The sequence below is a fragment of the Sphingobium sp. Cam5-1 genome (assembly GCF_015693305.1).
Taxonomy (GTDB): domain Bacteria; phylum Pseudomonadota; class Alphaproteobacteria; order Sphingomonadales; family Sphingomonadaceae; genus Sphingobium.
The window spans coordinates 1537827-1564693 of sequence record NZ_CP065138.1 but is presented as its reverse complement, the minus strand read 5'-3'; the positions used below and the strand labels follow the sequence as shown (position 1 = coordinate 1564693).

Genomic DNA, 26867 nt, shown 5'->3' with positions numbered 1-26867 from the left:
AAGCTGGCATCTCAGGCCGTCAGGTCGGACCTATCCGGCCTGAGACCCCAGCTTTCGCTGGGGTGACGGCTAAATATTAGGCGAAGGTCTTGCCGAAGCTGTCGAGCGCGGCCTTCAGCTTGGCCTTGGGCTCGTCGCCCAGGTCCTTGCTGTCGCGGATCGCGGCGAGGACGTCGGCATGGTCGTGACGCAGATAGGCGAGCATCAGCTCTTCATAACGCGTCACGTCCTTGACGGGCACGCTGTCGAGATAGCCGTTGGTGCCAGCGAAGATCGAAGCGGTCTGCTCTTCGAAGGGCAGGGGCGAGAACTGGGCCTGCTTCAGCAGCTCGGTCAGGCGCGCGCCACGGTTCAGCAGCTTCTGGGTCGAAGCGTCGAGGTCCGAACCGAACTGGGCGAAGGCCGCCATTTCGCGATACTGGGCCAGTTCCAGCTTGATCGAACCCGAAACCTTCTTCATCGCCTTGGTCTGCGCGGCGGAGCCGACGCGCGACACCGACAGGCCCACGTTAATGGCCGGACGGATGCCCTGGTAGAAGAGGTTGGTTTCAAGGAAGATCTGGCCGTCGGTGATCGAGATCACGTTGGTGGGGATGTAGGCCGACACGTCGCCCGCCTGCGTTTCGATGATCGGCAGCGCGGTCAGCGAGCCTGCGCCATTGGCGTCGTTCATCTTGGCCGCACGCTCCAGCAGGCGGCTGTGGAGATAGAAAACGTCGCCCGGATAGGCTTCGCGGCCCGGAGGACGACGCAGCAGCAGCGACATCTGACGATAGGCGACGGCCTGCTTGGAAAGGTCGTCATAGACGATCACGGCGTGCATGCCGTTGTCGCGGAAGAATTCGCCCATGGTGACGCCGGTGTAGGGCGCCAGATACTGGAGCGGAGCGGGCTCCGAAGCGGTCGCGGCGACGACGATCGAATATTCCATCGCGCCATTTTCTTCGAGCTGCTTGACGATCTGCGCGACGGTCGAGCGCTTCTGGCCGACGGCGACGTAGATGCAGTAGAGCTTCTTCGACTCATCGTCGCCCGCGTTGATGCCCTTCTGGTTGATGAAGGTATCGATGGCGACGGCGGTCTTGCCGGTCTGGCGGTCGCCGATGATCAGTTCGCGCTGGCCACGGCCGACGGGGACGAGGGCGTCGATTGCCTTGAGGCCGGTCTGCACGGGTTCGTGCACCGACTTGCGGGGGATGATGCCCGGCGCCTTCACTTCAACGCGCTTGCGCTCGGTGTACTGGATCGGACCCTTGCCATCGATCGGGTTGCCGAGGCCATCGACCACGCGGCCGAGCAGGCCCTTGCCGACGGGCACGTCGACGATGGTGCCGGTGCGCTTGACGGTGTCGCCTTCCTTGATCTCGGCGTCCGAGCCGAAGATCACGACGCCGACATTGTCGGCTTCGAGGTTGAGCGCCATGCCCTGCACGCCATTGGCGAATTCGACCATTTCGCCCGCCTGGACGTTGTCGAGGCCATGGACGCGGGCGATGCCGTCACCCACGGTCAGCACGGAACCGACTTCGCTCACCTGCGCTTCGGTGCCGAAATTGGCGATCTGGTCCTTGATGACCTTCGAAATTTCTGCGGCGTTGATATCCATGTTCAGCCTTTCATCGCCTGGGCGAGACTATTCAAACGGGTGCGGATGGAGGAATCGATCATCTGGCTGCCGATCTTTACGACCAGCCCGCCGAGGATCGCGGGATCGACCTTGGCTTCGAGCGCGACCTCGCGGCCGACGCGGGCGCGGAGGTTCTGCGCTAGCGCGGTGATCTGGTTCGAATCGAGCGGATGCGCGCTGGTCACTTCCGCGCGGACTTCGCCCTTGTGATTCGACAGCAGCGTTTCATAGGCGCGGATGACCGCGGGCAGCTGCGACAAGCGGCGGTTGGCCGCCAGAACGCCTAGGAACTTGGTCGTCAGCGCGTCGATGCCGATGGATGCTGCGACCGCTGCGATCGTCTTTCCAGACGCGTCGCGGCTCAGCACGGGATTGTTGATGAGGCTCTTGAAATCAGCCGATTCGGCGATCGCCTTCTTGATCGCACCAAGGCTGTTCGCCACGGTGTCGAGGGCGTTGCCGTCGCGGGCCAGATCGAACAGCGCAAGCGCGTAGCGTCCGCTGAGGCTAGCCTGAATGCCGCCGGTAGTCTCCACGCGCTTACCGTCCTCCATTGAGTTCACTGGCACTTGATTTGCCGGTCATGCAAAAAGAGGGGCGCGGTCTTATCCGTCCCGATCCCCTGTCGCCCGGCCGGTTAGCAGCGGCTTTATGACTATGCAAGTCATGGAACGCGATTCCGTCACAAGGATGGAACGGAGATGATTAGACGGCGCTTTCCGCCGCGCGATTTTGATCAGTTTGCGGGGTCGGGGGGAGCGAGGCGGCCCTTGCGGCAATGATAGACCAGGCGTTCGTTGGGCTGCGCGGGCAGCAGGGAGGCAAGATCGCTTCGCAGGGCGGCGATCCGGGCGAGCAGATCGGGTTCGGTCCCGCACGCCTTGATCGGGCCGTCCTTCAGCAAGGCGCGAGCCTTGTCCATCGCGTCGCCATCCGGCAGCCAACGCTGGACGCGCAAGGTGCCGGTTGCCGGGTCGAAGCGGCTGACGGTGATGAAGTTGCCCGAATCCGGGACGGCGGCGCGTTCCCATTCATTGCCGACGCTGACATATTGGCTGTTGCCGTTCGCGCAGCCTGTGCCGGTCCAGTTGAAGGGAATGTCGTTGGCCTCCGACACGGTGAGGCGGCTGCGGTTCATATCGACCGCGCAGACATTGTCGCCTTCCCACGCATAGGCATGGTTGCCCGCCACCCTGCCGTCGTCGGGCAGTTTCACGCGCTCATCCACGCTGGAGAAGCTCGGCCGCAGCAGAAACAGCGCGACCGCGCCCAGCAGCAAGAGGCCGCCGCCCGCGAGCGACCATGTCGCGCGGCGTTCGCGGCCCTGGCTGTAGAAGAGGCCGCCCGCGCCGAACCCAAGCACCGCCAGCGCCAGAAGCACGGCGGCGCCCGCCATCGCATTTTCGCGGCCAGAGATGACTTCGCGTTCCGCCGCGTCGCGCGCCTTGCCCAGCGCGGCTTCGCGCGCGTCGGCCCGGGCGCGTTCCGACTGTTCGCTTTGCTGCGCCGCGCGCTGGGTGAGCGCGGCGTCTGCGGCGTCGGCTTCGGCCATGGAGCGGCAGGGAACGACGGTGCGCAGAGAGGAAACGCCTGCCTGCCGGAGGAAAGACGCGACTTCGCGCCAGGAGACGGCGAAACCGAACTCGGCGTCATTCCCGTCCGAGATGGACCCGAAGCTGTTGACGCCCAGCACCCGGCCGCAATCATCGACGAGCGGGCCGCCACTGTTCCCGGCGGCGAGGGGGGCGGTGTGGAGGATGGTGTCGAAGCTGTGGCTTGACCGGCCCGACGACACGTTGCCGCTGGTCTTTACCGTGCCGAGTGGCTCCACCATTTCCTTGAGGCCAAGGCCCTGCGCCCGATCGACCGTGCCGGGATAGCCGATCGCGGTCACATGCTGTCCATCGCTGACGGCACCGGCATAGAAGGTGCTGACGGGCAGGTGGCCTTCCTCAAGCTGAATGAGCGCGAGGTCGTTGCCGGGGGAGTAGGCGATGACGCGGCCGCCGTAGCTTTTGCGGCCTTCCGAAGGAACGACGCCGATGACGAGGTTCTTTTCCTCGCGGGTCAGTTCGACGACATGGGCATTGGTCAGCACCTTATCCGGCGCGACGGCAAAGCCGCTGCCATGGCCGACGAAATAGGCCTCACTGCCATCGGTCGCGACGATAGCGATGCGGACGACCCCGCGCGCGGCGGCGGCGATGTCCTGCTGTTCGGCGCGCGCCGTCGCGGGCAGGGCGAGCGCGAGCAACAGGCAGAGGCGGCGGAAGAATTCGACCATGATGCGGCGCATTCATATGGTAAAGTCTGGCTGAGGCAATCGGGAAATGCTTTGAGCGCAAGAGGCGGGAAGGCTGGCCCGATCGCGCCTGTTATCCCATATGCATGAACCAGATGACCGAAGTTTCCGCCTCGACGCCGCTGCCGATGGATGACGATGCCTGCTGGAACGCGTTCCTGCGGCGCGATCGGGACGTGGATGGGCAGTTTGTGGGCGCGGTGCTGACGACCGGCATATACTGCAAGCCGAGCTGCGCGGCGCGGCATCCCCGGCGAGAAAATATGATCTTCTTGCCTGATCCGGAGGCTGCACGGGCGGCGGGTTTTCGCGCTTGTCTTCGTTGTCGGCCGGATGAGGTCGGGCGGGATCGGTTGGCGGTTGAGGCGGCCAAGGCTTTCATTGCGGGGTGCGAGGCTGTGCCCTCGCTGGAGGAGGTCGCCGCCCATGCGGGCTATGCGCCGCATCATTTCCATCGGCTGTTCAAGCGGGATACGGGCCTGACGCCTGCTGCTTATGCGCGGTCGCTGCGGGCTGAACGGCTGAAGGTGGCTTTGGAGGGAGGAGGGAGCGTGACCAGCGCGATCTATGACGCGGGCTATAATGCGCCGAGCCGGGCCTATGTCGATGCGGATCGGCATTTGGGCATGACGCCGAGTGCGTGGAAGGATGGCGGGCGCGGGGTCACAATCCGATTTGTGGTGGTGGGGAGCAGCCTTGGGCCGGTGCTGGTCGCGGCGACCGATCGGGGATTGAGCCGGATCAGCTTTGAGGAGGATGAGGGCGATCTGCGGCGGCGCTTTCCGAAGGCGGAAATCGTGCCGGGAGATGCGGCGCTGGACGCGCTGGCGGCGCAGGTGGTGCGGCTGATCGAGGATCCGTCTGAGCCTTTGGATTTGCCGATGGATGTGAATGGCACGGCTTTCCAGCAGGCGGTCTGGGCGGCGTTGAGGGCGATTCCGGCGGGAGAGACACGGAGCTATGGCGAGATCGCGGCGGCGATCGGGAGGCCGGGGGCGGTGCGGGCTGCGGGGACGGCTTGTGGAGATAACGGGTTGGCTGTGGTTATCCCCTGCCATCGGGTGCTGCGGAGTGATGGTAGCCTTGGTGGCTATGCTTATGGGCTGGAGCGGAAAAAGGCTTTGTTGGAGCGGGAGCGTGGGGCAGGGTGAAGGCGTGAAGATCGCCCCTCCCGCGAGCGTTTCAAACGAGGCGGGTGACTCGTTTGAAGGGCCGGGGAACTCGCAACATTGGCGGTGTTCTTCAACGGCGACCCTTGAAGCTCGCTTTGCTCGCGCCCACCCCTAACCCCTCCCGCAGGCGGGAGGGGAATAGTCCATTTTAGCGCACGCACCCTCACATGAAGCTGTAAGGATCCACATCCACCGCGACCCGCGTCCCTGATTTCCAGGTGAGATTATCCAGCCATTCGCGGATTGCCGCCTGCACGTCGATCTGGCGGCTGGCGTGGATCAGCAGGCGGTGGCGGTGGCGGCCGCGTAGTACGGAGAGGGGCGCGGGCGCGGGGCCGTAGACGCGCATGCCGTCGATCAGGGGGGCTGATTTGCCGATCAGGCGGGCGACCTGGGCGGCTTCGTCGGAATCTTCGCTGGAGATGATGATCGCGGCGAAGCGGCCGAAGGGCGGGGCGTTGGCGCGGCGGCGGTTTTCGGTTTCGACTTCGTAGAAGCGTTCCGAATCGCCTGCGATGAGGGCTTTGATGACTTCGGCTTCTGGCATGCGGGTCTGGATGAAGACGCGGCCGGGCTTCTGTCCACGGCCCGCCCGGCCCGCTACCTGGACGATCTGCTGGAAGGTGCGTTCGGACGCGCGCAAGTCGCCGCCTTCAAGGCCAAGGTCCGCGTCGATCACGCCGACCAGCGTCAGATTGGGGAAGTGATATCCCTTCGTCACCAGCTGCGTGCCGATGATGATGTCGACCGCGCCCGCTTCGACCGACTTTACGAACTCGGCGGCCTTGGCGGGGGACCAGAGCGTGTCGGAGGTGACGATGGCGGTGCGTGCCTGCGGCCAGAGCGCTTTCACTTCATCGGCGATTCGCTCGACGCCGGGGCCGCAGGCGACGAGGCTGTCCTCCTCCTTGCACTCCGGACAGAAGCGGGGCGACGGAATGACGTGGCCGCAATGATGGCAGGCGAGGCGCTTAGTCAGCCGATGTTCGACCATCCAGGCGGTGCAGTTAGGGCATTGGAAGCGATAGCCGCAATGGCGGCAGAGCGTCAGCGGCGCATAGCCCCGACGGTTGAGGAAGAGCAGGCTCTGTTCGCCCTTCTCCATCACCTCGTCGATAGCCTTGATGAGGGGCGGCGCGATCCAGCGCCCGCGTTCTGGCGGGTCGGTGAGAAGATTGATACCCTCTATGCCAGGCATTTCCGCGCCGCCGAACCGGGCGGGCAGTTTGATTTCGCGATAGCGGCCAAGCTCTACCTGATGCCGGGTTTCGATGGCTGGGGTGGCCGACGCGAGGATGACCGGAAATTTTTCCATGAGGCCGCGCATCACGGCCACGTCGCGGGCGTGATAGTGGACGCCGTCTTCCTGCTTGAAGCTCGCCTCATGCGCTTCATCGACGACGATGAGGCCGAGATTGGGGTAGGGCAGGAAGAGGGCGGATCGGGCGCCGACGACGACCGCTGCTTCGCCCGAAGCGATCGCGCGCCAGGCGCGACGGCGTTCGGATTGGCGCAGGCCGCTGTGCCAGCTGATCGGGACAGTGCCGAAGCGCTTCTCGAAGCGTTCGAGGAAGGGTTCGGTGAGCGCGATTTCGGGCAGGAGGACCAGCACCTGCCGTCCTTCACGGATGGCCGCGGCGATGGCTTCGAAATAGACTTCCGTCTTGCCGGAGCCAGTGACGCCGTCGAGCAGGAAGGGCGCGAAGTCGCGCTGGCGCACCGCGTCCACGAATTCGGTCGCGGCGTTGGCCTGGCCATCGGACAGCTGCGGCGGTGCATGATCGGGGTCGGGGCAGGGGAAGGGCGTGTCGATGCTGACTTCCACCGGTTCGAACGCGCCTGCCTTTACGAGACCTCGGATGACCGCGTCGCTGACCCCGCCGATCAGGGCCAGTTCGCGGATCAGTCCCTGGCGTTCGCCGATGCGCTCCATCGCCTGCGTGCGTTGGTCGGTCATGCGGTCTGGCAGGGCGCCAGTGCGCTTGTATTCGATGACGGTGCGCGCGCCTTCCAGCGCCGACATGGACGCCAGCGTCATGCGCAGCACCGACGCAACGGGGGCGAGATAATAGTCCGCCGTCCATTCGATGAGGCGGCGGAGGGTTTCGGGGATCGGCGGCGCGTCCACCGGTCCGACAATGTTGCGCAGGCGGTTGTCGCCGACGCTTTCGACATCGGGGAAGCTATCCTCTTCCCATACCACGCCGACAAGCTGCCGGGGGCCGAGGGGGACGACAATGATGCTGCCGGGCGTCACTTGCATGCCGTGCGGCACGCGATAGTCGAGCGGCCCAAGGGCAGCGTTCAGCAGGATGACACGGGCGCGCGAACTCATCTGCCCCTCCCTATCGGCTGAGAGGCAAGAGGCAAGGCGGCGCGTTCAGATTTTCCAGTTGAGCGTCAACCAGGGGACATGGAGGACGGCGTCGGGCCGGTCGTCCCGGAAGCTCTGCTGGCGCATGTATAGTGCCTGGACGTCGATCGACTTGCTGAGCGCGTAGCGTAGGCCAGCTTGCTGACGCATGACGGCAAGGCCGGTCTTATCGCTCGGCTTGGCGCGGTTCAGGTGGAAGAAAAGCTCGCCTGCTGCGACTAGCGTCCAACGCTTGGCCGTGTCGATGGGGACGGACGCTTGCATGCGCTGCCGTAGCCGCCAGCTTGCCTCGTCCGCCGTGTCGAAGAAGCGCTGCTCCAGCCGGGTGCGGCTTTGCCAGATGCCGTGGGTGAGGGTCAACTGCTGGAAGGTGCGCAGCTCCTGCTCCGGGGCAGAGTGGAAGAAGGCGAAGCCGCCGCCTATCTGGACGCCATCCGCCACCGCATGGTCGAGCATGATGCGGGCGAGTTGCTGTTCGCCACCCGATTGATCGCGGCGGAAGCGGTGGCCGATGTCAATCACAACGATGTCGCTGGGGGTAGCTTTCATTGTGGCGGATGCGCCGAGCCATAGCTGCCGTTCCTCTTCGGCAGCCCGCGCGGCGGGACTGATGCCCAGGAACAGCAGGGCAAGGGCTGCCCGGCACTGGCGGCTGGCGGGGAAGGCGGGCATGGGGACGGTCCTTTGAGAAGGTGGGCCGTCATAATGTTACCGCGCTGTTTCCGTAAAGCCTGTCGCTGGCAATAATGGCTAAAGCCGGGATCAGCCGCTAAAGGGGAGCCGATTCGCACATCCCGCCCCGGAGCAGACCCATGAAGTTCTTCGTCGATACCGCTGACACCAACGAAATCCGTGACCTTGCCGCCACCGGTCTGCTGGACGGCGTGACCACTAACCCGTCGCTGATCCACAAATCGGGCCGCAAGTTCATGGAAGTGGTCGAGGAAATCTGCGGCATCGTTGATGGCCCCGTTTCCGCCGAAGTCGTCGCTCTCGACCATGAGACGATGATGAAGGAAGCCGCCGTGTTGCGGAAGATCGCGGACAATGTCTGCATCAAGGTGCCGCTGACCATCGATGGCCTCAAGACCTGCAAAGCGCTGACCAGCGAAGGCACGATGGTCAATGTGACGCTCTGCTTCTCGGCCAATCAGGCGCTGCTGGCGGCGAAGGCGGGCGCGACCTTCATTTCGCCCTTCGTTGGGCGGCATGATGATAATGGCTTCGATGGCATGAAGCTGATCGAAGATATCCGTCTGATCTACGATAATTATGCGTTCGACACGGAAATCCTGGTGGCGAGCGTGCGGCATCCGATCCATGTGCTGGAAAGCGCGAAGATCGGCGCGGACGTGATGACCGCGCCGCCTTCGGTCATCAAGGCGCTGTTCAACCATGTGCTGACCGACAAGGGTATCGCCGGATTCCTGGCGGATTGGGAAAAGACCGGGCAGTCGGTTCTTTAAGGTTCACAACATCTCCCACCGTTCGCCCTGAGCCTGTCGAAGGGCTTTCCTTTTCTTAAAAAATGCGAAGGAAAGGGCTTCGACAAGCTCAGCCCGAACGGAGGGGGCGTGCTTTCTCCGCTTGGTTCGCAACCTCTCGGCTCTCGCATCATTCTCTCCTATAAAGGAGAGGTGCGATGTTCGTCGCGGTCTATTGGTGGCGGGTGCATCCGGGAAAGGAAGATCAGTTCCGGGCGGCGTGGCGGCGCGGGACTGACCTGATCCGCGAAAAATATGGCAGTTTCGGTTCGCGGCTTCACCGGGATGCCGATGGGCGCTTTGTCGGCTATGCGGAGTGGCCGGACGAGGAGACGTGGCGCGCGGCTTTCGACCAGAAGATGGTCTATGATGAGCCGCAAACCCGGGCCGCCTTTGTCGATGCGATCGCTGAAGTGCCCGCAGATGCCGATCCGATCTTCACCATGACGGTGACCGACGACCTGCTGGTGCGGGCGCGGCCGCAAGACAGTCCGCTCGATGGCGAATAGGAACGGCCTCGACTTTGGTTGGGGTTTCCTGGCCGCCGCGATCCTGATTGCCGGGTTGCTAATGCTGTTGTTCGGCTGGCGTCTGTAAGGGAAGATGGCGACCCCGACAGGATTCGAACCTGTGACCATTCGCTTAGAAGGCGAATGCTCTATCCAGCTGAGCTACGGGGCCGCATCCGCGCTTCGATAGCGGGGCTTGTGCCCGCGCGCAATCATGCCTGCCATTGCATTTGCTTGGGTAGCCGATATGCAAGGGCGCATGACCGATTTGGGGGTTCAGAAAATCGATGCGCAGGCGCTTTCGGGGCGGCCGATGCGCTATTTCGATTTCTTCATCGCGGCGTTCGTCGCCATATTGCTGCTGTCGAACCTGATCGGGGCGGCGAAGCTGTCGACGGTTGGTGGCTTCACATTCGGCGCTGGCATCCTTTTCTTTCCGCTTGGCTATGTGCTGGGGGACGTGCTGACCGAGGTTTATGGCTACGCCCGCGCCCGCCGATGCGTTTGGGCGGGCTTTGGCGCGATGCTGTTCATGGCGCTGATGAGCTGGGTGGTGGTGAAGCTGCCTCCGGCGGAGGGTTGGCCGGACCAGAAGGCCTATGAGGCGGTGTTCGGCAATACGTGGCGCATCGTCTTTGCTTCGCTAGCTGCGTTCTGGGCGGGGGAACTCGCCAACAGCTTCGTGCTGGCCAAGATGAAGCTGCTGACGCAGGGCAAGCATCTGTGGATGCGGACGATCGGGTCGACGATCGTGGGGCAGGGAGTGGATAGCCTACTCTTCTATCCGCTGGCCTTTGTGGGCGTGTGGAGCAACGCGCAGGTGCTGACGGTGATGGTCACCAACTGGATGTTGAAGGTGACGTGGGAGGCGGTGCTGACGCCCTTGACCTATCTGGTGGTGAACAGCCTGAAGCGCGCGGAGGGGCTGGACGTCTATGATGAGGGGACGGACTTTACGCCGTTTCGGACGCGGATCTAGCGGCACTTTTCCTCATACTTTCCAAGAAAAGTAGAGGGCTTCGACAAGCTCAGCCCGAACGGATGGAGGGGTAATGTGCCTTCACGAAATAGAGGCCATCGGGTGGCGCGTTGAGGCCGAGCGCGGCGCGGTCCTTCGCGTCTCGGGCGGCGCGCATGTCGGCTATCGACCAACGACCCATGCCGACCAACGCCAGGCAACCGACCATCGAGCGCACCTGATGGTGGAGGAAGGAACGCGCCTCGGCATGGATGGCGATGCGGTCGCCTTCGCGTTCGACATCGAGGCGGTCGAGGGATTTTAGCGGGCTTTCCGCCTGGCAATGGGCCGATCGGAAGGTGGTGAAGTCGTGGCGGCCGACGAGTAGTTGGGCGGCTTCCTGCATGGCGTCGGTGTCGAGCGGCTGGATGACGCGCCAGATCAGACCGCTTTCGAAGGTGAGCGGCGCGCGGCGGTTGGCGATGCGGTAAACATAAGCGCGGCCGATGCAGGAGAAGCGGGCGTGCCAGTCATCGGCTACGGTTTCGCAGGCGAGGATGGCGACGGGGTTGGGACGCAGGCGCGCGTTCATCGCTTCCATCAGGCGGAAGGGCGCGATCGGCTTTTCGATGTCTGTATGGGCGCGCATGGCGAGGCCATGGACCCCGGCGTCGGTTCGGCCCGCTGCGTGGATTACGGCGCGCTCGCCGGTGACGGCGTGGATGGCGTCTTCCAGCGCTTGCTGGACGCTGGGGCCGTGCGCCTGCCGTTGCCAGCCCATGAACGGGCGGCCGTCAAATTCTACGGTGAAGGCGAAGCGGGTCATTGGAGGGCGCGCGAGATCCGGCTCAGCATAAGCGTCATCCCAGCGAAAGCCGGGATCCCGGGAGACGGTGTGCGACATGGCCTGAGATCCCAGCTTTCGCTGGGATGACGGCGTGGGGATGAAGTGGTGCTAGGCATCGGCTCGCGACCCTGCGGGCATGTCGTAGCCGCGGAGCAGTTCGCCCGGAGACATCGCGCCCTTGCCTGCGCGCTGAATCAGGGTGGGGCGGATCGCGCCGTGGCCGCAGCCGATGAGCAGGCTGTTGTCGAGCAACTCGCCCGGCGGACCTTCATGCTCCTCGACATGGGCGGCGAGGATGCGGAAGCGTTCTCCGCGATATTCCAGGAATGCGCCGGGGAAGGGGTTGAAGGCGCGTATTTGCCGTTCGACCTGATGCGCGTCGCGGGTGAAGTCGATGCGGGCCTCGCTCTTGTCGATCTTGGCGGCGTAGGTGACGCCGTCTTCCGGTTGCGGAACGGGCGGGTGTGCGGGGAGGTCGTCCAGCACCTCCACCATCAATTCCGCGCCCGCTTGCGCCAATTCGGTGGTGAGCGCGCCCGCCGTCTTGTCCTCGATCGGGGTCACATGTTTCGCACGCATCGGGCCGGTGTCGAGGCCCGCTTCCATGTTCATGATCGTGACGCCGGTCACATTATCGCCCGAGAGGATGGCGCGTTGGATCGGCGCTGCACCGCGCCAGCGGGGAAGCAGGGAGGCGTGGATGTTGAGGCAGCCGGAACGGGGGGCGTCCAGCACAGCGCGCGGCAGGATCAGTCCATAGGCGGCCACCACCGCGACATCGGCATTGAGAGCGGCAAAGGCGGATTGCACCTCCGCGTCCTTGAGTGAAATCGGCGTGCGAATCTCTATGCCCATCTGTTCGGCCTGAGCCTGAACGGGGGAGGGGCGTAGCGCCTTGCCCCGACCGGCGGGGCGTGGCGGCTGGCTGTAAACCGCCACGATTTCGTGCCCGGCCTTGGCCAGCGCCACGAGGGCGGGGACGGCGAAATCCGGGGTTCCCATATAGATGATGCGCATAGTCGCCTCTCAACTCTTTTGACCCCGGACTTGCAAGCCCCTATCTCGGTTCCATGGCTTCTCCCGAGATCGATGCGCTGACGCAGGCGCTGTCCCGTCTGCCGGGCCTTGGCCCGCGTTCGGCGCGGCGTGCTGTGTTGCACCTGCTGAAGAAGCGGGAAAGCGCGCTGGAACCGCTGCTGCGTGCGCTTGATGCGGTGAACGACCGGCTGGTTACGTGCGGTTTATGCGGGAATGTCGATACGGTCGATCCGTGTGGCATTTGTGCCGACCCGCGCCGCGACGCTCGCGCGCTGTGCGTGGTGGAGGATGTGGCCGATTTGTGGGCGCTCGACAAATCGCGGCTTTTTCCGGGGCGTTTTCATGTGCTGGGTGGGCGATTGTCGGCGTTGGAAGGGGTAAGGCCGGAAGACCTTTCCATCGATGCGCTGGTGACGCGAGTCGAAGCGGGCGGCATTGATGAAGTGGTGCTGGCGATGAATGCGACGCTGGAGGGGCAGACCACCGCGCATTATCTGGCAGAACGGCTGGAGCGCTTTCCCGTTCGGCTGACCCAGTTGGCCCATGGTGTGCCCGTGGGCGGTGAACTCGATTATCTGGATGAGGGCACGTTGGCGCAGGCTTTGCGGGCGCGGCGGCCCGTTGGGTGAATTTGGCGGTCGCTTGAAAAAGCCCGTCATTGCGGCTATTTTAACCACATGGCCATTCTTCCAATCCTTGAGGCGCCTGACCCGCGCCTGCGTACCATTTCGTCTCCGGTGGAGGCGATCGATGACGATCTGCAACGCCTGATCGATGATATGTTCGAGACCATGTACGACGCTCCGGGCATAGGCCTTGCGGCGATCCAGGTGGGCGTGCCGAAGCGCGTGCTGGTGATGGATTTGCAGGAGCCCGAATCGGATGAAGAGGGTGCGCCTGCGGTGAAAAAGCCGATGGTGTTCATCAATCCCGAGATTTTGGAGGGTTCGGCGGACCTGTCAGTCTATAATGAGGGCTGCCTGTCGGTGCCGGACCAATATGCCGAGGTGGAGCGGCCCGCGACGATCCGGGCAAGCTGGATGGATCGCGAAGGGCGTATTCATGAGGAGCAGCTTGAGGGCCTTCTGGCCACCTGCTTGCAGCACGAGATGGATCATTTGCAGGGCGTGCTGTTCATCGATCATCTGTCGCGGTTGAAGCGGGACATGTTGATGAAGAAGCTGACGAAGGCGCGCAAGGCGGCCTGATCTGATCGTTGGCGGACGCGAGACGCTCCCCCGAAAGACGGGAGCGGTTCTTTCGACCCGGTCCCTATCCTGCATCAAATTTGCTGCGGCATTGATGGAACGGCCCGTCTGGATGAGCCGTTGCTGCCCTGACCTCACAAATCAGGAGCGAGACTGATGTCGATCCACAAGATGATTGGGCTTCATCCCGATGTCGCCGACAATCTGAACGAGCAGCTGGCGGCGGCCGCGCGCCATGCCATGTTTTGCAGCCTCATGTGCACATCCTGCGCCGACGCTTGCACCGCAGAGGAGATGGACATGCGCCAGTGCATCCGCACCTGCCTCGACTGCGCAGATGTGTGCGATGCCACCGCGAAGTTGGCGACCCGACGCACCGGCCAGAACATCGATGTTCTGCGCCTCATGCTGGAAAGCTGCGCCAGCGTTTGCGACGCCTGCGCCGAAGAATGCGAACGGCACGAGCATGAGCATTGTAAGCTGTGCGCGGAGATGTGCCGTGAGTGCGCACGGGATTGCAGGACGGCGGTGCCGACGGTCCAGTGAGCCGTTGCCGGAGATAGCCTTTACCCTACGCCATCCGTATCCAGCGCATAGCCCGCAGATCGGACCGTGCGGATGATGTCGCGATATTGACTGTCGGCATTGATCGCCTTGCGCAGGCGGCGGATATGGACATCGACAGTGCGCAGCTCGATGTCGCTGTCCTGGCCCCAGACGCTGTCGAGCAGCCGTTCGCGCGAGAAGACCCAGCCGGGATGCTCCAGGAAATGCTTGAGCAGGCGAAACTCGGTGGGGCCGAGCGGTATCACCTGACCGCCGCGTCGGACCTTGTGACCGACCGTGTCCATCTCCACGTCCGCGAAGGTCAGCGTCTCGCCAGCCAGCGCGGGACGGACGCGGCGGAGGACTGCGCCGACGCGCGCGACCAGTTCGCGAGGAGAAAAGGGCTTGGTGACATAGTCGTCCGCGCCGGTTTCCAGCCCGCGGACCCGGTCTTCCTCCTCTCCGCGCGCGGTGAGCATGATGATCGGCACATTGGCCGTGCCATTCATCCGGCGCAGACGGCGGCAGACTTCGATGCCGGACAGGCTTTCCACCATCCAGTCGAGCAGGACGATGTCGGGCACATTTTCCTGCGCCAGCAACAAGGCTTCCTCGCCATCGACAGTGTGTGCGACGTCGAAATCCTCGCGCTTGAAATGCCAGATCAGAAGTTCTGCGAGGGCCGCGTCATCTTCAACCAGAAGCATCTTGGCTCTCGCCATATTCAGTCCTCCAGGGGCTGGGTGCCGCCGCGTTCGCGTTCGGGGGCCATTTGGCCGGTGGCGGCGTAATAGACCATCTCCGCGACGTTCGTGGCGTGGTCGCCGATCCGCTCGATATTCTTCGCGATGAAGAGCAGATGCGCGCACTCGCTGATGGTCTTGGGATTTTCGACCATGTAGGTAACGAGGCTGCGGAAAACACTGTTGTAGAAATCGTCCACCACTGTGTCGCGCTCGATCACGGCTGTGGCGAGATCGGCGTCGCGGGCGGCAAAGGCGTTTAGCGCGTCATGCACCATTTCGGCCGCAACCTGACCCATCGAAGGCAGTAGCGACACCGGCTCCAGCGTGCGCTGGTTGGCGGCGATCAGCGGTACGCGCTTGGCGATATTCTTGGCATAGTCGCCGATGCGCTCCACCACACCGACGATCTTTAGTGCGGCGATGACGTCGCGCAGGTCGTTGGCCATAGGCGCGCGCAGGGCGATGACCTGGATCACCAGCTTCTCTACCTCCGCCTCGATGGCGTCGATGCGCTTGTCGTCGGCGACCACCTGCGCGGCGAGCGTCTTGTCCTGCCGCTGGAGGGCAACCATCGCATTCTCGATGGCGGCTTCGGCACGACCGCCCATTTCGGCGATGAGGCCGCGCAGCTTGTCAATTTCTTCGTCGAACGCCTTGATCGTATGTTCTGCCATTATCTCTCTCCCCGGATCAGCCGTAGCGGCCGGTGATGTAATCCTTGGTCCGCTCCTGGCGAGGATTGGTGAAGATGTCCGAGGTCACGCCATATTCGACCAGTTCGCCCAGATGGAAGAAGGCCGTGCGCTGTGACACGCGGGCGGCCTGCTGCATATTGTGCGTCACGATCACGATCGCGTAACGACCGCGCAGTTCGTGGATCAGCTCCTCGATCTTTGCGGTGGCGATGGGGTCGAGAGCCGAGCAGGGCTCGTCCATCAGGATGACTTCGGGCTCGACCGCGATGGCGCGGCCGATGCAGAGGCGCTGCTGCTGGCCGCCCGAAAGCGCGGTGCCGCTGTCGTGCAGGCGGTCCTTCACCTCTTCCCATAGACCGGCGCGGCGCAGCGACTTTTCGACGATGACGTCGAGGTCCGCTTTGGCATGGGCCAGGCCGTGGATGCGGGGGCCGTAGGCGATATTTTCGTAGATCGACTTGGGGAAGGGATTGGGTTTCTGGAAGACCATGCCGACCCGGGCGCGCAGCTGCACGACGTCCATCGACGGGGCATAGATGTCCTCGCCGTCCAGCGTGATCGTGCCTTCGACGCGTGCGCTGGCGACCGTGTCGTTCATGCGGTTCAGCGTCCGCAGGAAGGTCGACTTGCCGCAGCCCGACGGGCCGATGAAGGCCGTGACATTGTCCATGTCGACGTCGATGGAGACGCCTTTGATCGCCTGCTTTTCGCCGTAGAAGACCTTCACGTCGCGCGCGGTCATCTTGGTTTGGGTGGCGGGCACCAGTGTTTGCGGTTCGTGCATCATTGTTACCACCGTTTTTCGAACTTGTTGCGCAGGTAGATGGCGAGGCCGTTCATCGCGAGCAGGAAGACCAGTAGGACGATGATGGCAGCGGAGGTCTTTTCAACGAAACCCTTGGAGACTTCGTCGGACCAGAGGAAGATTTGCACCGGGAGAACCGTTGCAGGGTCGGTGACCCCTCCCGGCGGCGTGGCGATGAAGGCGCGCATGCCGATCATCAGCAGTGGCGCGGTTTCGCCGAGCGCGCGGGCCATGCCGATGATCGTGCCGGTGAGGATGCCGGGCAGGGCGAGCGGCAGGACGTGGTGGAACACGACTTGGACCGGGCTGGCGCCGATGCCTAGCGCGGCGTCACGGATGCTGGGCGGCACCGACTTGATGGCGTTACGGCCGGCGATGACGATGACCGGCATGGTCATCAGCGCCAGCGTCATGCCGCCGACCAGTGCGGCGGAGCGGGGCAGATGCAGGAAATTCAGGAAGATCGACAGGCCGAGCAGGCCGAAGATGATCGAAGGAACCGCGGCGAGATTGTTGATCGACACTTCGATAATGTCGGTCAGCCAGTTCTTGCGCGCATATTCTTCCAGATAGACGGCAGTCGCGACGCCGATCGGGAAGCTCAGCACCAGCGTCACCAGCATCGTCAGCAGCGATCCCTTGAACGCGCCCCAGATGCCGACCTGTGTCGGGTCGGTGCCATCGCTGGCAGACAGGAAGCTTATATTGAAGCCGGTCGTGAGCAGGCCCGCCTTGTTCAGGCGCTCCACCGCTGCTTCGGCCTCGGGCGAGCCCTCGCTCTTTGCCGCCAGATCGATGGTGGTTGATGCGGGGAGTTTGATGGTCTCAGTGCGGCTCAGGATGCCGGGATCGGCCTTGATAGCGTCACGCAGAACGACCCAGGCCGTGGGCGACACCCATTCCTCGGCATCCGCGCCCAGCGCTTTTTTCACGACGTCGCCCGTCACCATCGGAAGGTTCGCGTTGGCGAGCGACTGATCAGTAATTGCGTTGGGATCGAGCAGCAGCGGCGACGCGGGGAAGTCGATTTTCACCGCTATTTCCGTCCGCGTGAAACCGCGCAGGCCGTTGCCCAGCATGTTGAAGAGCAGGAAAGCGAGAAAGGCGGCCGACAGTGCCACGGCGAGAAGCCCAGCCGCCTTGAAGCGGCGTTCGGAGGCATAGCGGCGGGCGATCCGCTTGCGCATCGCGTCCGACTTCCAGTCGGTGGGAAGGCGTTCGGGTGCCATTATTCGTAAGCCTCGCGATATTTCTTCACGACCCGCAGGGCCACGATGTTGAGCAGCAGCGTCACCACGAAGAGGACGAGGCCGAGGGCAAAGGCCGCCAGCGTCTTTGCGCTGTCGAATTCCTGGTCGCCGGTCAGCAGTTGGACGATCTGCGTCGTCACGGTCGTGACGCTGGCGAAGGGGTTCAGGGTGAGGTTTGCCGCCAGACCGGCTGCCATCACCACGATCATCGTCTCGCCGATCGCGCGGCTGACAGCCAGCAGCACGCCGCCGACAACGCCGGGGAGGGCGGCGGGGATCAGCACGCGGCGGATCGTTTCGCTGGTGGTTGCGCCCATGGCTAGGCTGCCGTCGCGCATGGATTGGGGGACTGCGGCGACGCTGTCGTCGGCCATGGAGGATACGAAGGGTATGATCATCACGCCCATGACGAGCCCAGCGGCCAGAGCGCTTTCCGAGGACGCGCCGTGGATACCGATCGCAACGGCGAAGTCGCGCAATGCAGGGGCCACTGTCAACGCGGCGAAATAGCCGTAGACGACGGTGGGCACACCCGCGAGCACCTCAAGGATGGGCTTCATCCACTTGCGCACGGTGGGGCTGGCATATTGGGTCAGATAAATGGCACTCATCAGGCCGAGCGGGATGGCGACGATCATCGCGATGATCGCGCCGATGAAGATCGTGCCCCAGAATAGCGGGACAGCGCCGAAGGCATCGTCATTGCCGTATCCCAGCGCCGCCGATTGCGGGCTCCATTTGGTGCCGAAGAGAAAATCGAACGGGTTCACCATCGAGAAGAAGCGCAGGCTCTGCCACAGCAGCGACACGACGATGCCCAATGTGGTGACGATCGCCAGGAGCGATGCCACAAGCAACACCGCCATCACCAGCCGTTCGACCCGCGTGCGCGCCCGGAAATCAGGCCGCACGCGAGTGAAGGCATAGGCGCCCCCGGCAAAGGCCAGCACCAGTGCGAGCGCTGCGCCCGCGATGCCATATTTGCCGATGGCGTCCTTATAGGGTTGGACAAGGCCCTGCGAGAGCGGGTTGAACGCTCCTGCCTGCGATCCAGCAGCGATCGCCCGCGCTTCGCCTAATATGGCCGAGCGCGAGAAATCATCTGCTGGCAGGCTCTGCGCGGCCGGGCTGCTCAACACTTGCTGAGTGACCAGCCCGGGGGCGACGTTCGCCCAGACGGCGAGAAAGATCGCTGCCGGGATGAGCGTCCAGAGCGCGACATACCAGCCGTGATAGCCAGGAAGGCTATGCACGGCGTCGCGGCGGCCCGAAGCGCGCGCGGCGGTTTGCAGCCGCAACGCGCGCGTCCGGGCACTGACCCAAGCGATGGCGCCCAGGCCCGCCAGCAGCAGGAAGATTGCAGGACCTGTCATATTTTCCGCTTACTTGAGCTGCGAACCGTCGAGAACAGCCAGCGACTTGATCGTCTCGGCACTCGCCTTGCGCACGTCTTCCGGTGCGGCAACCATGCCCCGCTTTGTCAGCGCGCCATCGGGTGCCCAGTTGGCGGCGAAGGTGTTGAGATAGGCCTGAAGACCCGGGATCGCGGTCATGTGCGCTTTCTTCACATAGATGAAGAGGGGGCGAGCGCCCGGATATTTGCCGGTCGACACCGTTTCATAGGTCGCTTCGACGCCGTTGATCGACACGTCCTTCAGCTTGTCCTTGTTCTCTTCAAGATAGCTGAAGCCGAACACGCCGAGAGCATTGGGGTTCGCGGCGAGCTTTTGAACGATCAGATTGTCGTTTTCGCCCGAATCTACATATTTGCCGTCTTCGCGGATGCGGGTGCAGGTTGCCTTGAACTCGTCCTCGCTCTTTTCCTTGAGCGTCTTCATGGCCGGATCGGTTTCGCAGCCTTTGGTCAGGATCAGTTCGGCGAGCGAATCGCGGGTGCCGCTGGTCGACGGCGGGCCGAAGACGCTGATCGCGGTTGCGGGCAGGCTCGGGTCAACGTCCTTCCAGGTTTCCGCCTTGTTCGGACCCTTGCCATAAGGGTTAGCCGCGAGCGCTTCATAGACGATCTTGGGCGTCAGCTTGAAACCCGGGCCGTCCTTTGACTCGGCGAATGCGAGGCCATCGACGCCCACCTGGATTTCCATGATGTCCTTGACGCCATTCTTCTGGCAGTCCTCGAACTCGGCCTTCTTCATGCGGCGCGAGGCGTTGGCGATGTCGGGATGCTGTGCGCCGACGCCCGCGCAGAACAGCTTCATGCCGCCGCCGGTGCCGGTCGATTCGATGATCGGCGACTTCATGCCGGGATTGCCCTGGACGAACATTTCGGCGACCGCCGTCGCGAAGGGATAAACGGTCGAAGAACCGACCGCGCGAATCTGGTCACGCGTCCCACCGGCGCTGCCGCCCGATTGGTCGCCGCAACCGGCAAGAGTAAGAGCGGCCGCTGCCGTAGCGGCCATCAGAGCGAAATGCTTCACGGATAGTCTCCTTTATCAAAGGCCGCGATTCGCAATCGCCGCCCCCCTTGGCGCGCAGTAGCCGCGGTAGGTCGCGCCTTTGTGACAGTCCAATTGCACTTTTATGACATTCCAGCCGGAAGCTCAAAAGATGAGCAGAATTTAATCAATGTTTGGACATTAAGAGCCTCTCTTCAGCGGGCATCGGCGGCAGCAGAACCGTGATCGTGGTCCCTTTTCCCGGCGCGCTGGCAATGTCGAGCCGACCACGGTGCCGCTCCACAATATGCTTCACGATGGCGAGGCCAAGGCCGGTGCCGCCCACAGCCCGACTGCGCCCGGAATCGACGCGATAGAAGCGTTCGGTCAGGCGGGGCAGATGATCCGGGCCGATGCCTTCGCCTTCGTCGGCGACGGTGAGGCGGGTCATCCCGCCGGGGCCTTCCGTCAGGCTCACGCGGATCGGTGTTCCAGCCTTTCCATATTTCACCGAGTTGCCGATCAGATTGTGAAGCAGCTGTGACAATTGCGGCCTGTCTCCCGCGACTTCCGGCAGGCCAGGCGTGACGTCCAATTCCACTTCCCGGCCCCGGTCGCCGTGGCTCGTCCGGAAAACGCCCACCACCTCGGCGGCCAGGGAGCCAAGATCGACGGGGCCGTCAGGGACGCGGTATTTTTCCGCCTCGATACGGGAAAGGGAAATGAGATCGTCGATCAGCCGCTGCATCCGGCGCGCCTCACCGTCCATGATCTTGAGGAAGCGTTGCCGCGTATCATTGTCGCGGCCCAGGTCCGGATCACCCAGCGTTTCGATGAAGCCCAAAATCCCCGCAAGCGGCGTGCGAAGCTCGTGACTGGCGTTGGCCACGAAATCGACGCGCATCTTTTCGGCGGCATAGGCGCCGCTATGGTCGGCAAGGTGCACCAGCCGACGCACTGCGCCATCATCGCCGACCGGTGCAATGCGCATCTGCCAGCGTTGATCGCGTGTGCCGAGGCCCACCAGTTCCAGCATCACCGCCTCACTCATCGGCGCAAGGCTGGCGAGCCGTTCTGCGGCGGCGGGATGGCGGATGGCGATGCGGGCATCTTCTCCCTCGATATGCGCGCCGAGCAAGCGTTGCGCCGCCCGGTTGGCCCGGATGATCCGTCCGCGCTCGATCAGCATCAGGGGGTCTGCAATCGCTTCCATCATGTCCGCAAAATCGGGATGTTCGACTATGTCGGTGACGGCTTCGATCGAGGCAGGCTCGGCAGGGCGGGGCGGCGGCGCCTGCCCGGCGATGATCAGGACGGCGATTCCCGCGAGCATAGGAAGGGCGATCGCCCACAGCGCCGCGCCCATCAGCAAAGAGGCTCCCGTTGCCAGAAACAGCATGGCGAGCGACGCCGTGATCTGGGAAATGTTCAGTCGATTCATGGTTACCGTGCTGGATTATTGGCTGCTTTGCTGCAATGGCTGGCGCAATAGCGTGGATTCTTTACGCTTTGGCAAGCGCGATAGCGGATCATGACGGTATGAAAGATCAATCGCCCGAACAGCATGCTCCTGATTTCGTGCCTTCAGAGGTGACGGAGCGGGACGTAGACTCTATCGCGCCTTCGCGTCGCCAACTGCTGATGGGTGGCGCGGTGGCAGCGTCTGCGATTGTGTCCATCCGGCCCGCCTTGGCCAATACCGCCGCATCCGTGCTGAACTGCGCCATTCCGGTGCCCGATCAGGCGCGTGCGGGAAAATATATCGCACCCAATGGCCAGCTGGTACCGGCAGGGACGGCGGGCGCCGTGCCTGCGCAAGGGCGCAGCTATAGCGGTGAGCAGGTCCGGCAGGCCCTGCGTGGCGGCAGGTTGCCTGGCACAAGCTATGAGCAGAATCAGGCGTATCTGAACTATATCCGGCGCCTTCAGTCCGGAACCAGCGGCTTCACCTGCTACGCATCATTGCAAATGCCGCGTTAGGCACCTGCTTACTCCTGTGCGCTACAGCTAAGCGCCGCCAGTGAGTTTGAGAGCAGTTTGTGACCGCAGAACGCCTTTATCGTAGAGACAAGGACGCAGTCACGTGCGTGTTGGAGGACATCATCGTCCTCTACCATCGCGCGTCTGGGCAGACGCATATGATGGTCAGCCCTGCTCCAGAGATATTGGAGGCGCTGGATGACGAAGCTGACGCCTCGGCGGTGCAATTGCATGCGCGGCTGGAACGCCATTATGACCTGGGTGAGCGGACGCAGGCGATTGCGGAAATCGAGACGCATCTGGAAGGGCTGACGGCGCTGGGTCTGGTGCGCTGTTCATGAGGCACCAGCTTTCCTTGTCCATCGGCCCCGCGTCATTTCGGATCGGTTCAGCATGGCGGGAGCCGATCGACCTGCTGGCGCAGTTGTACGACGGCTATCCTCAGCCAAGGGAGGATGTGGCCGACTTCACCGTGCGGCTGGAACCGACGAGCATGGTCCGGCGATGGGTCAGGCCGTCAATCTTCATCACAGGCGACCATGGATTGGCCGACGCGGCGCCGATGAGTTTGACGCATGGGCTGTTGGCGGCGGAAATGGGCATGAACCTGCAAATGGCGCTGGGTTGGCGACGGCATCTGCTGCTCCATGCGTCGAGCGTGGAGAAGGATGGTCGCGCCCTTGTGATGACCGGGGAGTCCGGGTCGGGCAAGTCGACGCTCGCGGCACAGCTTGGCGAACGTGGCTGGCGGCTCATGGGTGATGAATTTGCTCTGCTGGATTTGGCTACCGGCGAATTACTGCCTTTCCCTCGGCTCGTTTCGCTCAAGAACGGCGCCATCGATGTGATCACGGGGGAGGTTTCGGCCGAGCGGATGGGGCCGCTAATGGCGGGCACGGCGAAGGGGGACATTCGACACCTCATGCCTCGTCCCGATGCGGTCGCTCGGATGAGGGAGGGGGCGAAGCCCGCCCTGCTGCTTTTCCCGCGCTTCGGACATGCCACCGACGTTCGCCCGGTGGGGCAGGGCGAGGTTTTCATGCGCCTGACACAGGCGTCCACCAACTATGTCGCATTGGGAGAGGCGGGGTTCGGTGCACTGACCCGGTTCGTTCAACATGTACCCGCGCGGGCGATCGACTTTCCCTCAGGCGAAGAGGCCATCGCGATGGTCGAGCGGTTGTGGGAAGAACTCGCATGAGCGCCGCGCTTTTGGTCAGGTCGCTCCGCGATCCGGCGTCGGTCGGGCGTCTGGACGGTGCCGGGTGGAATGCGTTGATCGCAGCGGCTCGGGCTGAGCGACTGATCGGAACGCTGGCCATGGTCATCGATGAGGATTTGGTGCCTGGGAGGGTGCGGCCGATTCTGGCGGATGCCCGGCTGGATGCGGAGCGGGAAGCCCGGCAGGCTTTATGGGAAGCCGATCGGGCGGCCGAAGCGCTGGGGGAGCCGGTGCTGCTGCTGAAGGGGACTGCCTATGCGGCCGCCCGCCTGAGGGCAGGCGCGGGGCGGTTTATCGGCGATCTCGACATCATGGTTCCGCGCGGGTGTTTGAAGAAGGTTGAGGAACGGCTGATCACCGCGGGGTGGGAGTGGGTCAAGGAAGACGCCTATGACGACGCCTATTACCGGCAATGGATGCATGAACTGCCGCCGATGATCCATCGCGATCGGGACAGGATGATCGATGTGCATCATACGATCCTGCCGCTGACCGCGCGGCCGAGGCCTAACGCAGAGGCGATGCTGGCGGATGCGGTGCCGGTGACTGATCGGTTATCGGTCTTGTCGCCGGAGGATATGATCTGCCATTCCGCCGCGCACTTGTTTGCGGATGGCGATCTGGCGGGTGGTTTGCGCAACCTTTGGGATATTCACTGCCTGTGCCGCGAATTTGGGGAGGGTCAGCAGGATTTTGATCTTAGCTTGCTTGAAAGGGCGGCGGAGCATCAATTATATGCGGTGGTGTTGCGCGCGCTTAGGCTGGCGCACTTGCTGTTTGGCACCCCTGTCAGGCCCCTTCGCTCGCCCATTACAGTGGACTATCGCCCGAGCTGGAGCGACCGCCTTTTCATTGCTCGCCTGTTGGCTAGGGATGCTTGGGGGCGTGAAAGGCGCAAGCTGCTGCGCTTTGCATTTTACGTTCGGTCGCATTGGCTGCGCATGCCCCCTATGATGCTGGTCCGGCATTTGCTGACGAAGTGGCGCAAAGGGCACCGGCCCGCCTAGCGCCTGGCCGTGACATGCAGATCGGGAACAATGTTCTGAAGATCGCCGAGTAAGGGGAAGGGCGTCGGCTTTCCAGAAGGTTCGGTAGAGGGAGAAATCGCCATCCCCATCCACATCACGTCATGCCACTGCCCGAATTTGAAGCCGACTTCCCTGTAGACGCCCACCTCTTTCATGCCCAACGCCGTGTGAATGGCCACGCTGGCGCTGTTCGGAAGGGTGATGCCCGCGAAGAGGCTGTGATAGCCCTGATGCCGCAATATCTGGATCAATATGTCGTAGAGAAGCCTCCCGATCCCGCGACGATGATGATCAGCCGCCAGATAGACGGAGATATTCGCCGACCAATCATAAGCCGCCCGGCCGCTATGGGGTCCGGCATAGGCATATCCCACTATCCGACCATCCACCTCGGCGATCAGCCATGGGTAATATTTTAAGCAATCAGCCATCCGAAAGCTGAATTCCTCAGCGTCCGGAGGCACGCTTTCGAACGAAATTACGGTGTTCAGAACATAAGGGGCGTAGATCGCCGCGAGGTGAGGCGCATCGTCGTCAACAGCCGTTCTTATGATTGCCTTCATGCCATGAATCCTGTTGGGACAGGGGAAACAGAGGGATTGCTGCGGCTCATCGCTTCAATATGTTCAACGCGAGTACCGTCATGGCCTCGCTTGCGGTGGCGATGACCTTGTCGGCCTCCGGCGCCCAGAATGGGCTGTGAAGGGAGGGGAGGGTGAGCTGGCCAGCGGCGGCTTTTGCCATTTGATCGGCGGAAACTCCTCCGACCCAGAAGATGAAGCTTTTGATGTTTTTGTCAGCCCGGTAATAGCGGCCGAAATCCTCGCCACCCATAGATGGCTTCGTTTCGATGACGCGTCCTTCGGGGAAATGCGCTTTGAGCAGTCCGGCCATTTCGTTGGCGAAGGCGGGCGGATTGTAGGCGGCGGGCGTGAATTCATCCTTTACCGAGACAATCGGCATCCGATCGTCGGGAATGCCCGCCGCGATTGCCTCGCCGCGCGCGATGCGTTCGATGCTGTGGATCAGCCGTTCGCGGGTCTCGTCAGAATAGCTGCGGACGGTGAGAAGCAGCTTTGCCTCGTCAGGGATGATATTATGCTTCGCGCCGCCGATGAAGCTGCCGACCGTGACGACTGCGGGGTCCAGTGGGTCCTGTTCACGGCTGATGAGCGTCTGAAGAGCTCCGACGATGCGGGCGCCCAGCACTATGGGGTCTTTTGTCGTTTGAGGATAGGCGCCATGACCGCCAGTGCCTCGAACGACTATGTCCACGCTGTCTACATTGGCGAGCGCATAGCCGGGGGTATAACCGATCGTGCCCGCTGGCAGATTGGCGGCGTCATGGAAGGCGATGGCATGCGTGGGATGGGGGAAGCGCGTGTAGAGCCCATCGTCCAGCATCATGCGCGCACCGCGACCGACTTCCTCGGCTGGCTGGAGGATCATGACCAGCGTACCGCGCCAGCTTTCCTTCCTCGATGACAGGAGTTGTGCTGTTTCGATGAAGGCGGTCATGTGCGTGTCGTGGCCGCAGGCGTGCATGACGCCCGTTTCAATGCCTTCAGCCGTCTTGGTGCGAACTTTGGAGGCGAAGGGGAGGCCGGTCTGTTCCGTGACCGGCAGGCCATCCATGTCCGCGCGGATGAGGAGAACCGGTCCCTCGCCATTTTTCATGACCGCGACGACGCCGGTGCCGCCCACCTTTTCGGTCACGTCGAACTTCATCGCCTTGAGACGGCGGGCGAGCTTTGCGGCGGTCGCCGTTTCCTGCTCCGACAGTTCGGGATGGGCATGGAGATCACGGTAAAGTGTCATGAGGTCGCTCATGTCTCTATCGATCTGGGCGGCTATCCCTTGTGGAACTGGGGGTGCAGGAGCAGGGGCGGCACCGGTCTGTGCCGTCGCGGCAGACGAAAGAGTGGCGGCGGCCATGATGAGCTTGAACGCGTGACGCATCGGCTATTCTCCCTGTTGGACGGGAGCATAGGAAGATTTGGCGGCGCAAGGAAAGTGGCAGATGTGAAAAGGCGCCCGTCCATTGAAGGACGAGCGCCTGTCATGGTCTGTCGCGACGGGATCAGAAGTGGAAGATCACACCCGCGGTCGGACGGAAGCTGTCGAAATCATAGGTTTCGGTCTGGAAGCGGAGGCGAATGCCGCTGTTGCCGGTGATGCCGCCAAGGCCGATGTCCTTCGGACCGACTTCGACGCCGACGCCGTACATCCAGTCCTTGCGGTTCGGCCAGCCCTGCTTGCCGTTGACCCACTGGTAACCGGCTGATGCGAAGATCATGCCGCTTTCACCAGCACGCGCGCCGAAGCGGCCCTTCACGCCATATTCCCAGTCGATGTCAGCCCAGCCCTTGGTGGCGTTGCCTTCAACGCCCACGAAGACGGGGCCGAGGGGAACGTTGACACCGGCGACGCCGCTAACGATCGCGCCGCTCATGATGGTTTCACCGGGAACGCTGCCGAACTCCGAACGGCGATCGAAGCTGTGCCAGCCGCCAAGTATGCCGACATAGGGTTCAACGCCGAATGCTTCAGTGCCGTCAGGTGCGGTTTCTTCCTGCGCATGGGCGAGCGAAGGCAGCGCCGCGAGCATCGCGGCTGCGAAAAGATACTTCTTCATATTTGGCTACTCCCTTGAGCCTTGTTCATCAGATGTGTGGGAGTA

At 63.1% G+C, this 26867-nt stretch carries 28 protein-coding genes and 1 tRNA gene; 11 read left to right on the top strand and 18 right to left on the bottom strand.

The genetic code is table 11. The features are described from left to right. Positions 1-76: 76 nt before the first annotated feature. The 3 genes from atpA to IZV00_RS07890 form a co-directional block, all read right to left on the bottom strand. Positions 77-1606: a F0F1 ATP synthase subunit alpha gene (atpA, locus tag IZV00_RS07900; protein WP_196224157.1), complete on the bottom strand. Its 1530-nt coding sequence runs from the start codon at positions 1604-1606 to the stop codon at positions 77-79. Positions 1607-1608: 2 nt separating this feature from the next. Further along, positions 1609-2163 (bottom strand): F0F1 ATP synthase subunit delta, encoded by a 555-nt coding sequence (locus IZV00_RS07895; protein WP_196226566.1) that lies wholly within the window; start codon positions 2161-2163, stop codon positions 1609-1611. Between the two features lie 200 nt (positions 2164-2363). Next, a complete protein-coding gene (locus IZV00_RS07890; RefSeq protein ID WP_196226565.1) occupies positions 2364-3911 on the bottom strand; it encodes a S1C family serine protease in 1548 nt (515 codons plus the stop codon). A 104-nt stretch (positions 3912-4015) separates the two neighbouring features. Between IZV00_RS07890 and ada the strand changes: the two genes are divergently transcribed. Beyond that, positions 4016-5080, top strand: coding sequence for a bifunctional DNA-binding transcriptional regulator/O6-methylguanine-DNA methyltransferase Ada (gene ada, locus IZV00_RS07885; RefSeq protein WP_196224156.1), 1065 nt, complete (start codon positions 4016-4018; stop codon positions 5078-5080). Positions 5081-5264: 184 nt separating this feature from the next. Here ada and IZV00_RS07880 read toward each other — a convergent pair whose 3' ends face one another. After that, a complete protein-coding gene (locus IZV00_RS07880; protein WP_196224155.1) occupies positions 5265-7436 on the bottom strand; it encodes a primosomal protein N' in 2172 nt (723 codons plus the stop codon). Positions 7437-7481: 45 nt separating this feature from the next. Beyond that, the gene (locus IZV00_RS07875) at positions 7482-8147 is read right to left on the bottom strand and encodes a DUF2490 domain-containing protein (RefSeq protein WP_196224154.1); all 666 of its coding nucleotides are present in this window, start codon (positions 8145-8147) and stop codon (positions 7482-7484) included. Positions 8148-8287: 140 nt separating this feature from the next. On the opposite strand from IZV00_RS07875, the gene fsa reads away from it, so the two are divergent. Next, positions 8288-8941, top strand: coding sequence for a fructose-6-phosphate aldolase (gene fsa, locus IZV00_RS07870; RefSeq protein ID WP_196224153.1), 654 nt, complete (start codon positions 8288-8290; stop codon positions 8939-8941). Between the two features lie 176 nt (positions 8942-9117). Continuing rightward, complete coding sequence (locus tag IZV00_RS07865; protein ID WP_196224152.1) at positions 9118-9468, top strand: antibiotic biosynthesis monooxygenase family protein; 351 nt, start codon at positions 9118-9120, stop codon at positions 9466-9468. A 95-nt stretch (positions 9469-9563) separates the two neighbouring features. Here IZV00_RS07865 and IZV00_RS07860 read toward each other — a convergent pair. Continuing rightward, positions 9564-9640 (bottom strand) — tRNA-Arg (locus IZV00_RS07860). Positions 9641-9727: 87 nt separating this feature from the next. Here IZV00_RS07860 and IZV00_RS07855 point away from each other — a divergent pair. Next, a complete protein-coding gene (locus IZV00_RS07855) occupies positions 9728-10447 on the top strand; it encodes a queuosine precursor transporter (RefSeq protein ID WP_196224151.1) in 720 nt (239 codons plus the stop codon). Between the two features lie 49 nt (positions 10448-10496). Here IZV00_RS07855 and truA read toward each other — a convergent pair whose 3' ends face one another. Beyond that, the gene (truA, locus tag IZV00_RS07850) at positions 10497-11252 is read right to left on the bottom strand and encodes a tRNA pseudouridine(38-40) synthase TruA (protein WP_196226564.1); all 756 of its coding nucleotides are present in this window, start codon (positions 11250-11252) and stop codon (positions 10497-10499) included. Between the two features lie 129 nt (positions 11253-11381). Next, positions 11382-12290, bottom strand: a complete 909-nt coding sequence (gene fmt / locus IZV00_RS07845) for a methionyl-tRNA formyltransferase (RefSeq protein WP_196224150.1) — start codon at positions 12288-12290, stop codon at positions 11382-11384. A 53-nt stretch (positions 12291-12343) separates the two neighbouring features. Between fmt and recR the strand changes: the two genes are divergently transcribed. From recR to IZV00_RS07830, 3 genes are all read left to right on the top strand, one after another. Next, positions 12344-12940: a recombination mediator RecR gene (recR, locus tag IZV00_RS07840; protein WP_196224149.1), complete on the top strand. Its 597-nt coding sequence runs from the start codon at positions 12344-12346 to the stop codon at positions 12938-12940. Between the two features lie 48 nt (positions 12941-12988). Continuing rightward, a complete protein-coding gene (def, locus tag IZV00_RS07835) occupies positions 12989-13519 on the top strand; it encodes a peptide deformylase (protein WP_196224148.1) in 531 nt (176 codons plus the stop codon). Between the two features lie 156 nt (positions 13520-13675). Continuing rightward, positions 13676-14065: a four-helix bundle copper-binding protein gene (locus tag IZV00_RS07830; RefSeq protein ID WP_196224147.1), complete on the top strand. Its 390-nt coding sequence runs from the start codon at positions 13676-13678 to the stop codon at positions 14063-14065. Positions 14066-14085: 20 nt separating this feature from the next. On the opposite strand, the gene phoB is transcribed toward IZV00_RS07830, so the two are convergent. From phoB to IZV00_RS07795, 7 genes are all read right to left on the bottom strand, one after another. After that, a complete protein-coding gene (phoB, locus tag IZV00_RS07825; protein ID WP_196224146.1) occupies positions 14086-14787 on the bottom strand; it encodes a phosphate regulon transcriptional regulator PhoB in 702 nt (233 codons plus the stop codon). Positions 14788-14789: 2 nt separating this feature from the next. Then, positions 14790-15485, bottom strand: coding sequence for a phosphate signaling complex protein PhoU (gene phoU, locus IZV00_RS07820; protein WP_196224145.1), 696 nt, complete (start codon positions 15483-15485; stop codon positions 14790-14792). Positions 15486-15501: 16 nt separating this feature from the next. Continuing rightward, positions 15502-16290, bottom strand: coding sequence for a phosphate ABC transporter ATP-binding protein PstB (gene pstB, locus IZV00_RS07815; protein ID WP_196226563.1), 789 nt, complete (start codon positions 16288-16290; stop codon positions 15502-15504). Positions 16291-16295: 5 nt separating this feature from the next. Next, positions 16296-17540 (bottom strand): phosphate ABC transporter permease PstA, encoded by a 1245-nt coding sequence (pstA, locus tag IZV00_RS07810; RefSeq protein WP_196224144.1) that lies wholly within the window; start codon positions 17538-17540, stop codon positions 16296-16298. Continuing rightward, positions 17540-18934: a phosphate ABC transporter permease subunit PstC gene (gene pstC, locus IZV00_RS07805; protein ID WP_196224143.1), complete on the bottom strand. Its 1395-nt coding sequence runs from the start codon at positions 18932-18934 to the stop codon at positions 17540-17542. Before pstC ends, pstA begins: the two co-directional genes overlap by 1 nt. 9 nt (positions 18935-18943) lie before the next feature. Continuing rightward, positions 18944-19999, bottom strand: coding sequence for a substrate-binding domain-containing protein (locus IZV00_RS07800; protein WP_196224142.1), 1056 nt, complete (start codon positions 19997-19999; stop codon positions 18944-18946). A gap of 145 nt (positions 20000-20144) precedes the next feature. After that, positions 20145-21398: an ATP-binding protein gene (locus IZV00_RS07795; protein WP_196224141.1), complete on the bottom strand. Its 1254-nt coding sequence runs from the start codon at positions 21396-21398 to the stop codon at positions 20145-20147. 98 nt (positions 21399-21496) lie between these two features. Between IZV00_RS07795 and IZV00_RS07790 the strand changes: the two genes are divergently transcribed. The 4 genes from IZV00_RS07790 to IZV00_RS07775 are packed head-to-tail and all read left to right on the top strand — an operon-like array spanning position 21497 to position 24166. After that, the gene (locus tag IZV00_RS07790; RefSeq protein WP_196226562.1) at positions 21497-21937 is read left to right on the top strand and encodes a hypothetical protein; all 441 of its coding nucleotides are present in this window, start codon (positions 21497-21499) and stop codon (positions 21935-21937) included. A gap of 59 nt (positions 21938-21996) precedes the next feature. After that, complete coding sequence (locus IZV00_RS07785) at positions 21997-22278, top strand: HPr-rel-A system PqqD family peptide chaperone (protein ID WP_196224140.1); 282 nt, start codon at positions 21997-21999, stop codon at positions 22276-22278. Beyond that, positions 22275-23138 carry an HprK-related kinase A gene (locus IZV00_RS07780; RefSeq protein WP_196224139.1) on the top strand — a complete coding sequence of 288 codons (864 nt, stop codon included), beginning with the start codon at positions 22275-22277 and terminating at the stop codon, positions 23136-23138. The genes IZV00_RS07785 and IZV00_RS07780 overlap by 4 nt, the downstream gene beginning before the upstream one ends. Beyond that, the gene (locus tag IZV00_RS07775; RefSeq protein ID WP_196224138.1) at positions 23135-24166 is read left to right on the top strand and encodes a nucleotidyltransferase domain-containing protein; all 1032 of its coding nucleotides are present in this window, start codon (positions 23135-23137) and stop codon (positions 24164-24166) included. The genes IZV00_RS07780 and IZV00_RS07775 overlap by 4 nt, the downstream gene beginning before the upstream one ends. On the opposite strand, the gene IZV00_RS07770 is transcribed toward IZV00_RS07775, so the two are convergent. The 3 genes from IZV00_RS07770 to IZV00_RS07760 all read right to left on the bottom strand — a co-directional run bounded on the left by IZV00_RS07770 (position 24163) and on the right by IZV00_RS07760 (position 26822). Beyond that, a complete protein-coding gene (locus IZV00_RS07770; RefSeq protein WP_196224137.1) occupies positions 24163-24750 on the bottom strand; it encodes an arsinothricin resistance N-acetyltransferase ArsN1 family B in 588 nt (195 codons plus the stop codon). The two genes, IZV00_RS07775 and IZV00_RS07770, sit on opposite strands and share 4 nt — an antisense overlap. A gap of 46 nt (positions 24751-24796) precedes the next feature. Continuing rightward, entirely contained in the window at positions 24797-26146 is a 1350-nt protein-coding gene (locus IZV00_RS07765; protein WP_196224136.1) for an amidohydrolase, read from the bottom strand. 121 nt (positions 26147-26267) lie between these two features. Further along, complete coding sequence (locus tag IZV00_RS07760) at positions 26268-26822, bottom strand: opacity protein (RefSeq protein WP_196224135.1); 555 nt, start codon at positions 26820-26822, stop codon at positions 26268-26270. Positions 26823-26867: the final 45 nt, after the last annotated feature.

What these genes read in the sequence shown, in the direction of transcription:
- atpA (WP_196224157.1), bottom strand. Translation starts at nt 1,606, where the DNA reads ATGGATATCAACGCCGCAGAAATTTCGAAGGTCATCAAGGACCAGATC.
- IZV00_RS07890 (WP_196226565.1), bottom strand. Translation starts at nt 3,911, where the DNA reads ATGGTCGAATTCTTCCGCCGCCTCTGCCTGTTGCTCGCGCTCGCCCTG.
- ada (WP_196224156.1), top strand. Translation starts at nt 4,016, where the DNA reads ATGAACCAGATGACCGAAGTTTCCGCCTCGACGCCGCTGCCGATGGAT.
- IZV00_RS07880 (WP_196224155.1), bottom strand. Translation starts at nt 7,436, where the DNA reads ATGAGTTCGCGCGCCCGTGTCATCCTGCTGAACGCTGCCCTTGGGCCG.
- IZV00_RS07875 (WP_196224154.1), bottom strand. Translation starts at nt 8,147, where the DNA reads ATGCCCGCCTTCCCCGCCAGCCGCCAGTGCCGGGCAGCCCTTGCCCTG.
- fsa (WP_196224153.1), top strand. Translation starts at nt 8,288, where the DNA reads ATGAAGTTCTTCGTCGATACCGCTGACACCAACGAAATCCGTGACCTT.
- IZV00_RS07865 (WP_196224152.1), top strand. Translation starts at nt 9,118, where the DNA reads ATGTTCGTCGCGGTCTATTGGTGGCGGGTGCATCCGGGAAAGGAAGAT.
- IZV00_RS07855 (WP_196224151.1), top strand. Translation starts at nt 9,728, where the DNA reads ATGACCGATTTGGGGGTTCAGAAAATCGATGCGCAGGCGCTTTCGGGG.
- truA (WP_196226564.1), bottom strand. Translation starts at nt 11,252, where the DNA reads ATGACCCGCTTCGCCTTCACCGTAGAATTTGACGGCCGCCCGTTCATG.
- fmt (WP_196224150.1), bottom strand. Translation starts at nt 12,290, where the DNA reads ATGCGCATCATCTATATGGGAACCCCGGATTTCGCCGTCCCCGCCCTC.
- recR (WP_196224149.1), top strand. Translation starts at nt 12,344, where the DNA reads ATGGCTTCTCCCGAGATCGATGCGCTGACGCAGGCGCTGTCCCGTCTG.
- def (WP_196224148.1), top strand. Translation starts at nt 12,989, where the DNA reads ATGGCCATTCTTCCAATCCTTGAGGCGCCTGACCCGCGCCTGCGTACC.
- IZV00_RS07830 (WP_196224147.1), top strand. Translation starts at nt 13,676, where the DNA reads ATGTCGATCCACAAGATGATTGGGCTTCATCCCGATGTCGCCGACAAT.
- phoB (WP_196224146.1), bottom strand. Translation starts at nt 14,787, where the DNA reads ATGGCGAGAGCCAAGATGCTTCTGGTTGAAGATGACGCGGCCCTCGCA.
- phoU (WP_196224145.1), bottom strand. Translation starts at nt 15,485, where the DNA reads ATGGCAGAACATACGATCAAGGCGTTCGACGAAGAAATTGACAAGCTG.
- pstB (WP_196226563.1), bottom strand. Translation starts at nt 16,290, where the DNA reads ATGCACGAACCGCAAACACTGGTGCCCGCCACCCAAACCAAGATGACC.
- pstA (WP_196224144.1), bottom strand. Translation starts at nt 17,540, where the DNA reads ATGGCACCCGAACGCCTTCCCACCGACTGGAAGTCGGACGCGATGCGC.
- pstC (WP_196224143.1), bottom strand. Translation starts at nt 18,934, where the DNA reads ATGACAGGTCCTGCAATCTTCCTGCTGCTGGCGGGCCTGGGCGCCATC.
- IZV00_RS07795 (WP_196224141.1), bottom strand. Translation starts at nt 21,398, where the DNA reads ATGAATCGACTGAACATTTCCCAGATCACGGCGTCGCTCGCCATGCTG.
- IZV00_RS07790 (WP_196226562.1), top strand. Translation starts at nt 21,497, where the DNA reads ATGAAAGATCAATCGCCCGAACAGCATGCTCCTGATTTCGTGCCTTCA.
- IZV00_RS07780 (WP_196224139.1), top strand. Translation starts at nt 22,275, where the DNA reads ATGAGGCACCAGCTTTCCTTGTCCATCGGCCCCGCGTCATTTCGGATC.
- IZV00_RS07775 (WP_196224138.1), top strand. Translation starts at nt 23,135, where the DNA reads ATGAGCGCCGCGCTTTTGGTCAGGTCGCTCCGCGATCCGGCGTCGGTC.
- IZV00_RS07770 (WP_196224137.1), bottom strand. Translation starts at nt 24,750, where the DNA reads ATGAAGGCAATCATAAGAACGGCTGTTGACGACGATGCGCCTCACCTC.
- IZV00_RS07765 (WP_196224136.1), bottom strand. Translation starts at nt 26,146, where the DNA reads ATGCGTCACGCGTTCAAGCTCATCATGGCCGCCGCCACTCTTTCGTCT.
- IZV00_RS07760 (WP_196224135.1), bottom strand. Translation starts at nt 26,822, where the DNA reads ATGAAGAAGTATCTTTTCGCAGCCGCGATGCTCGCGGCGCTGCCTTCG.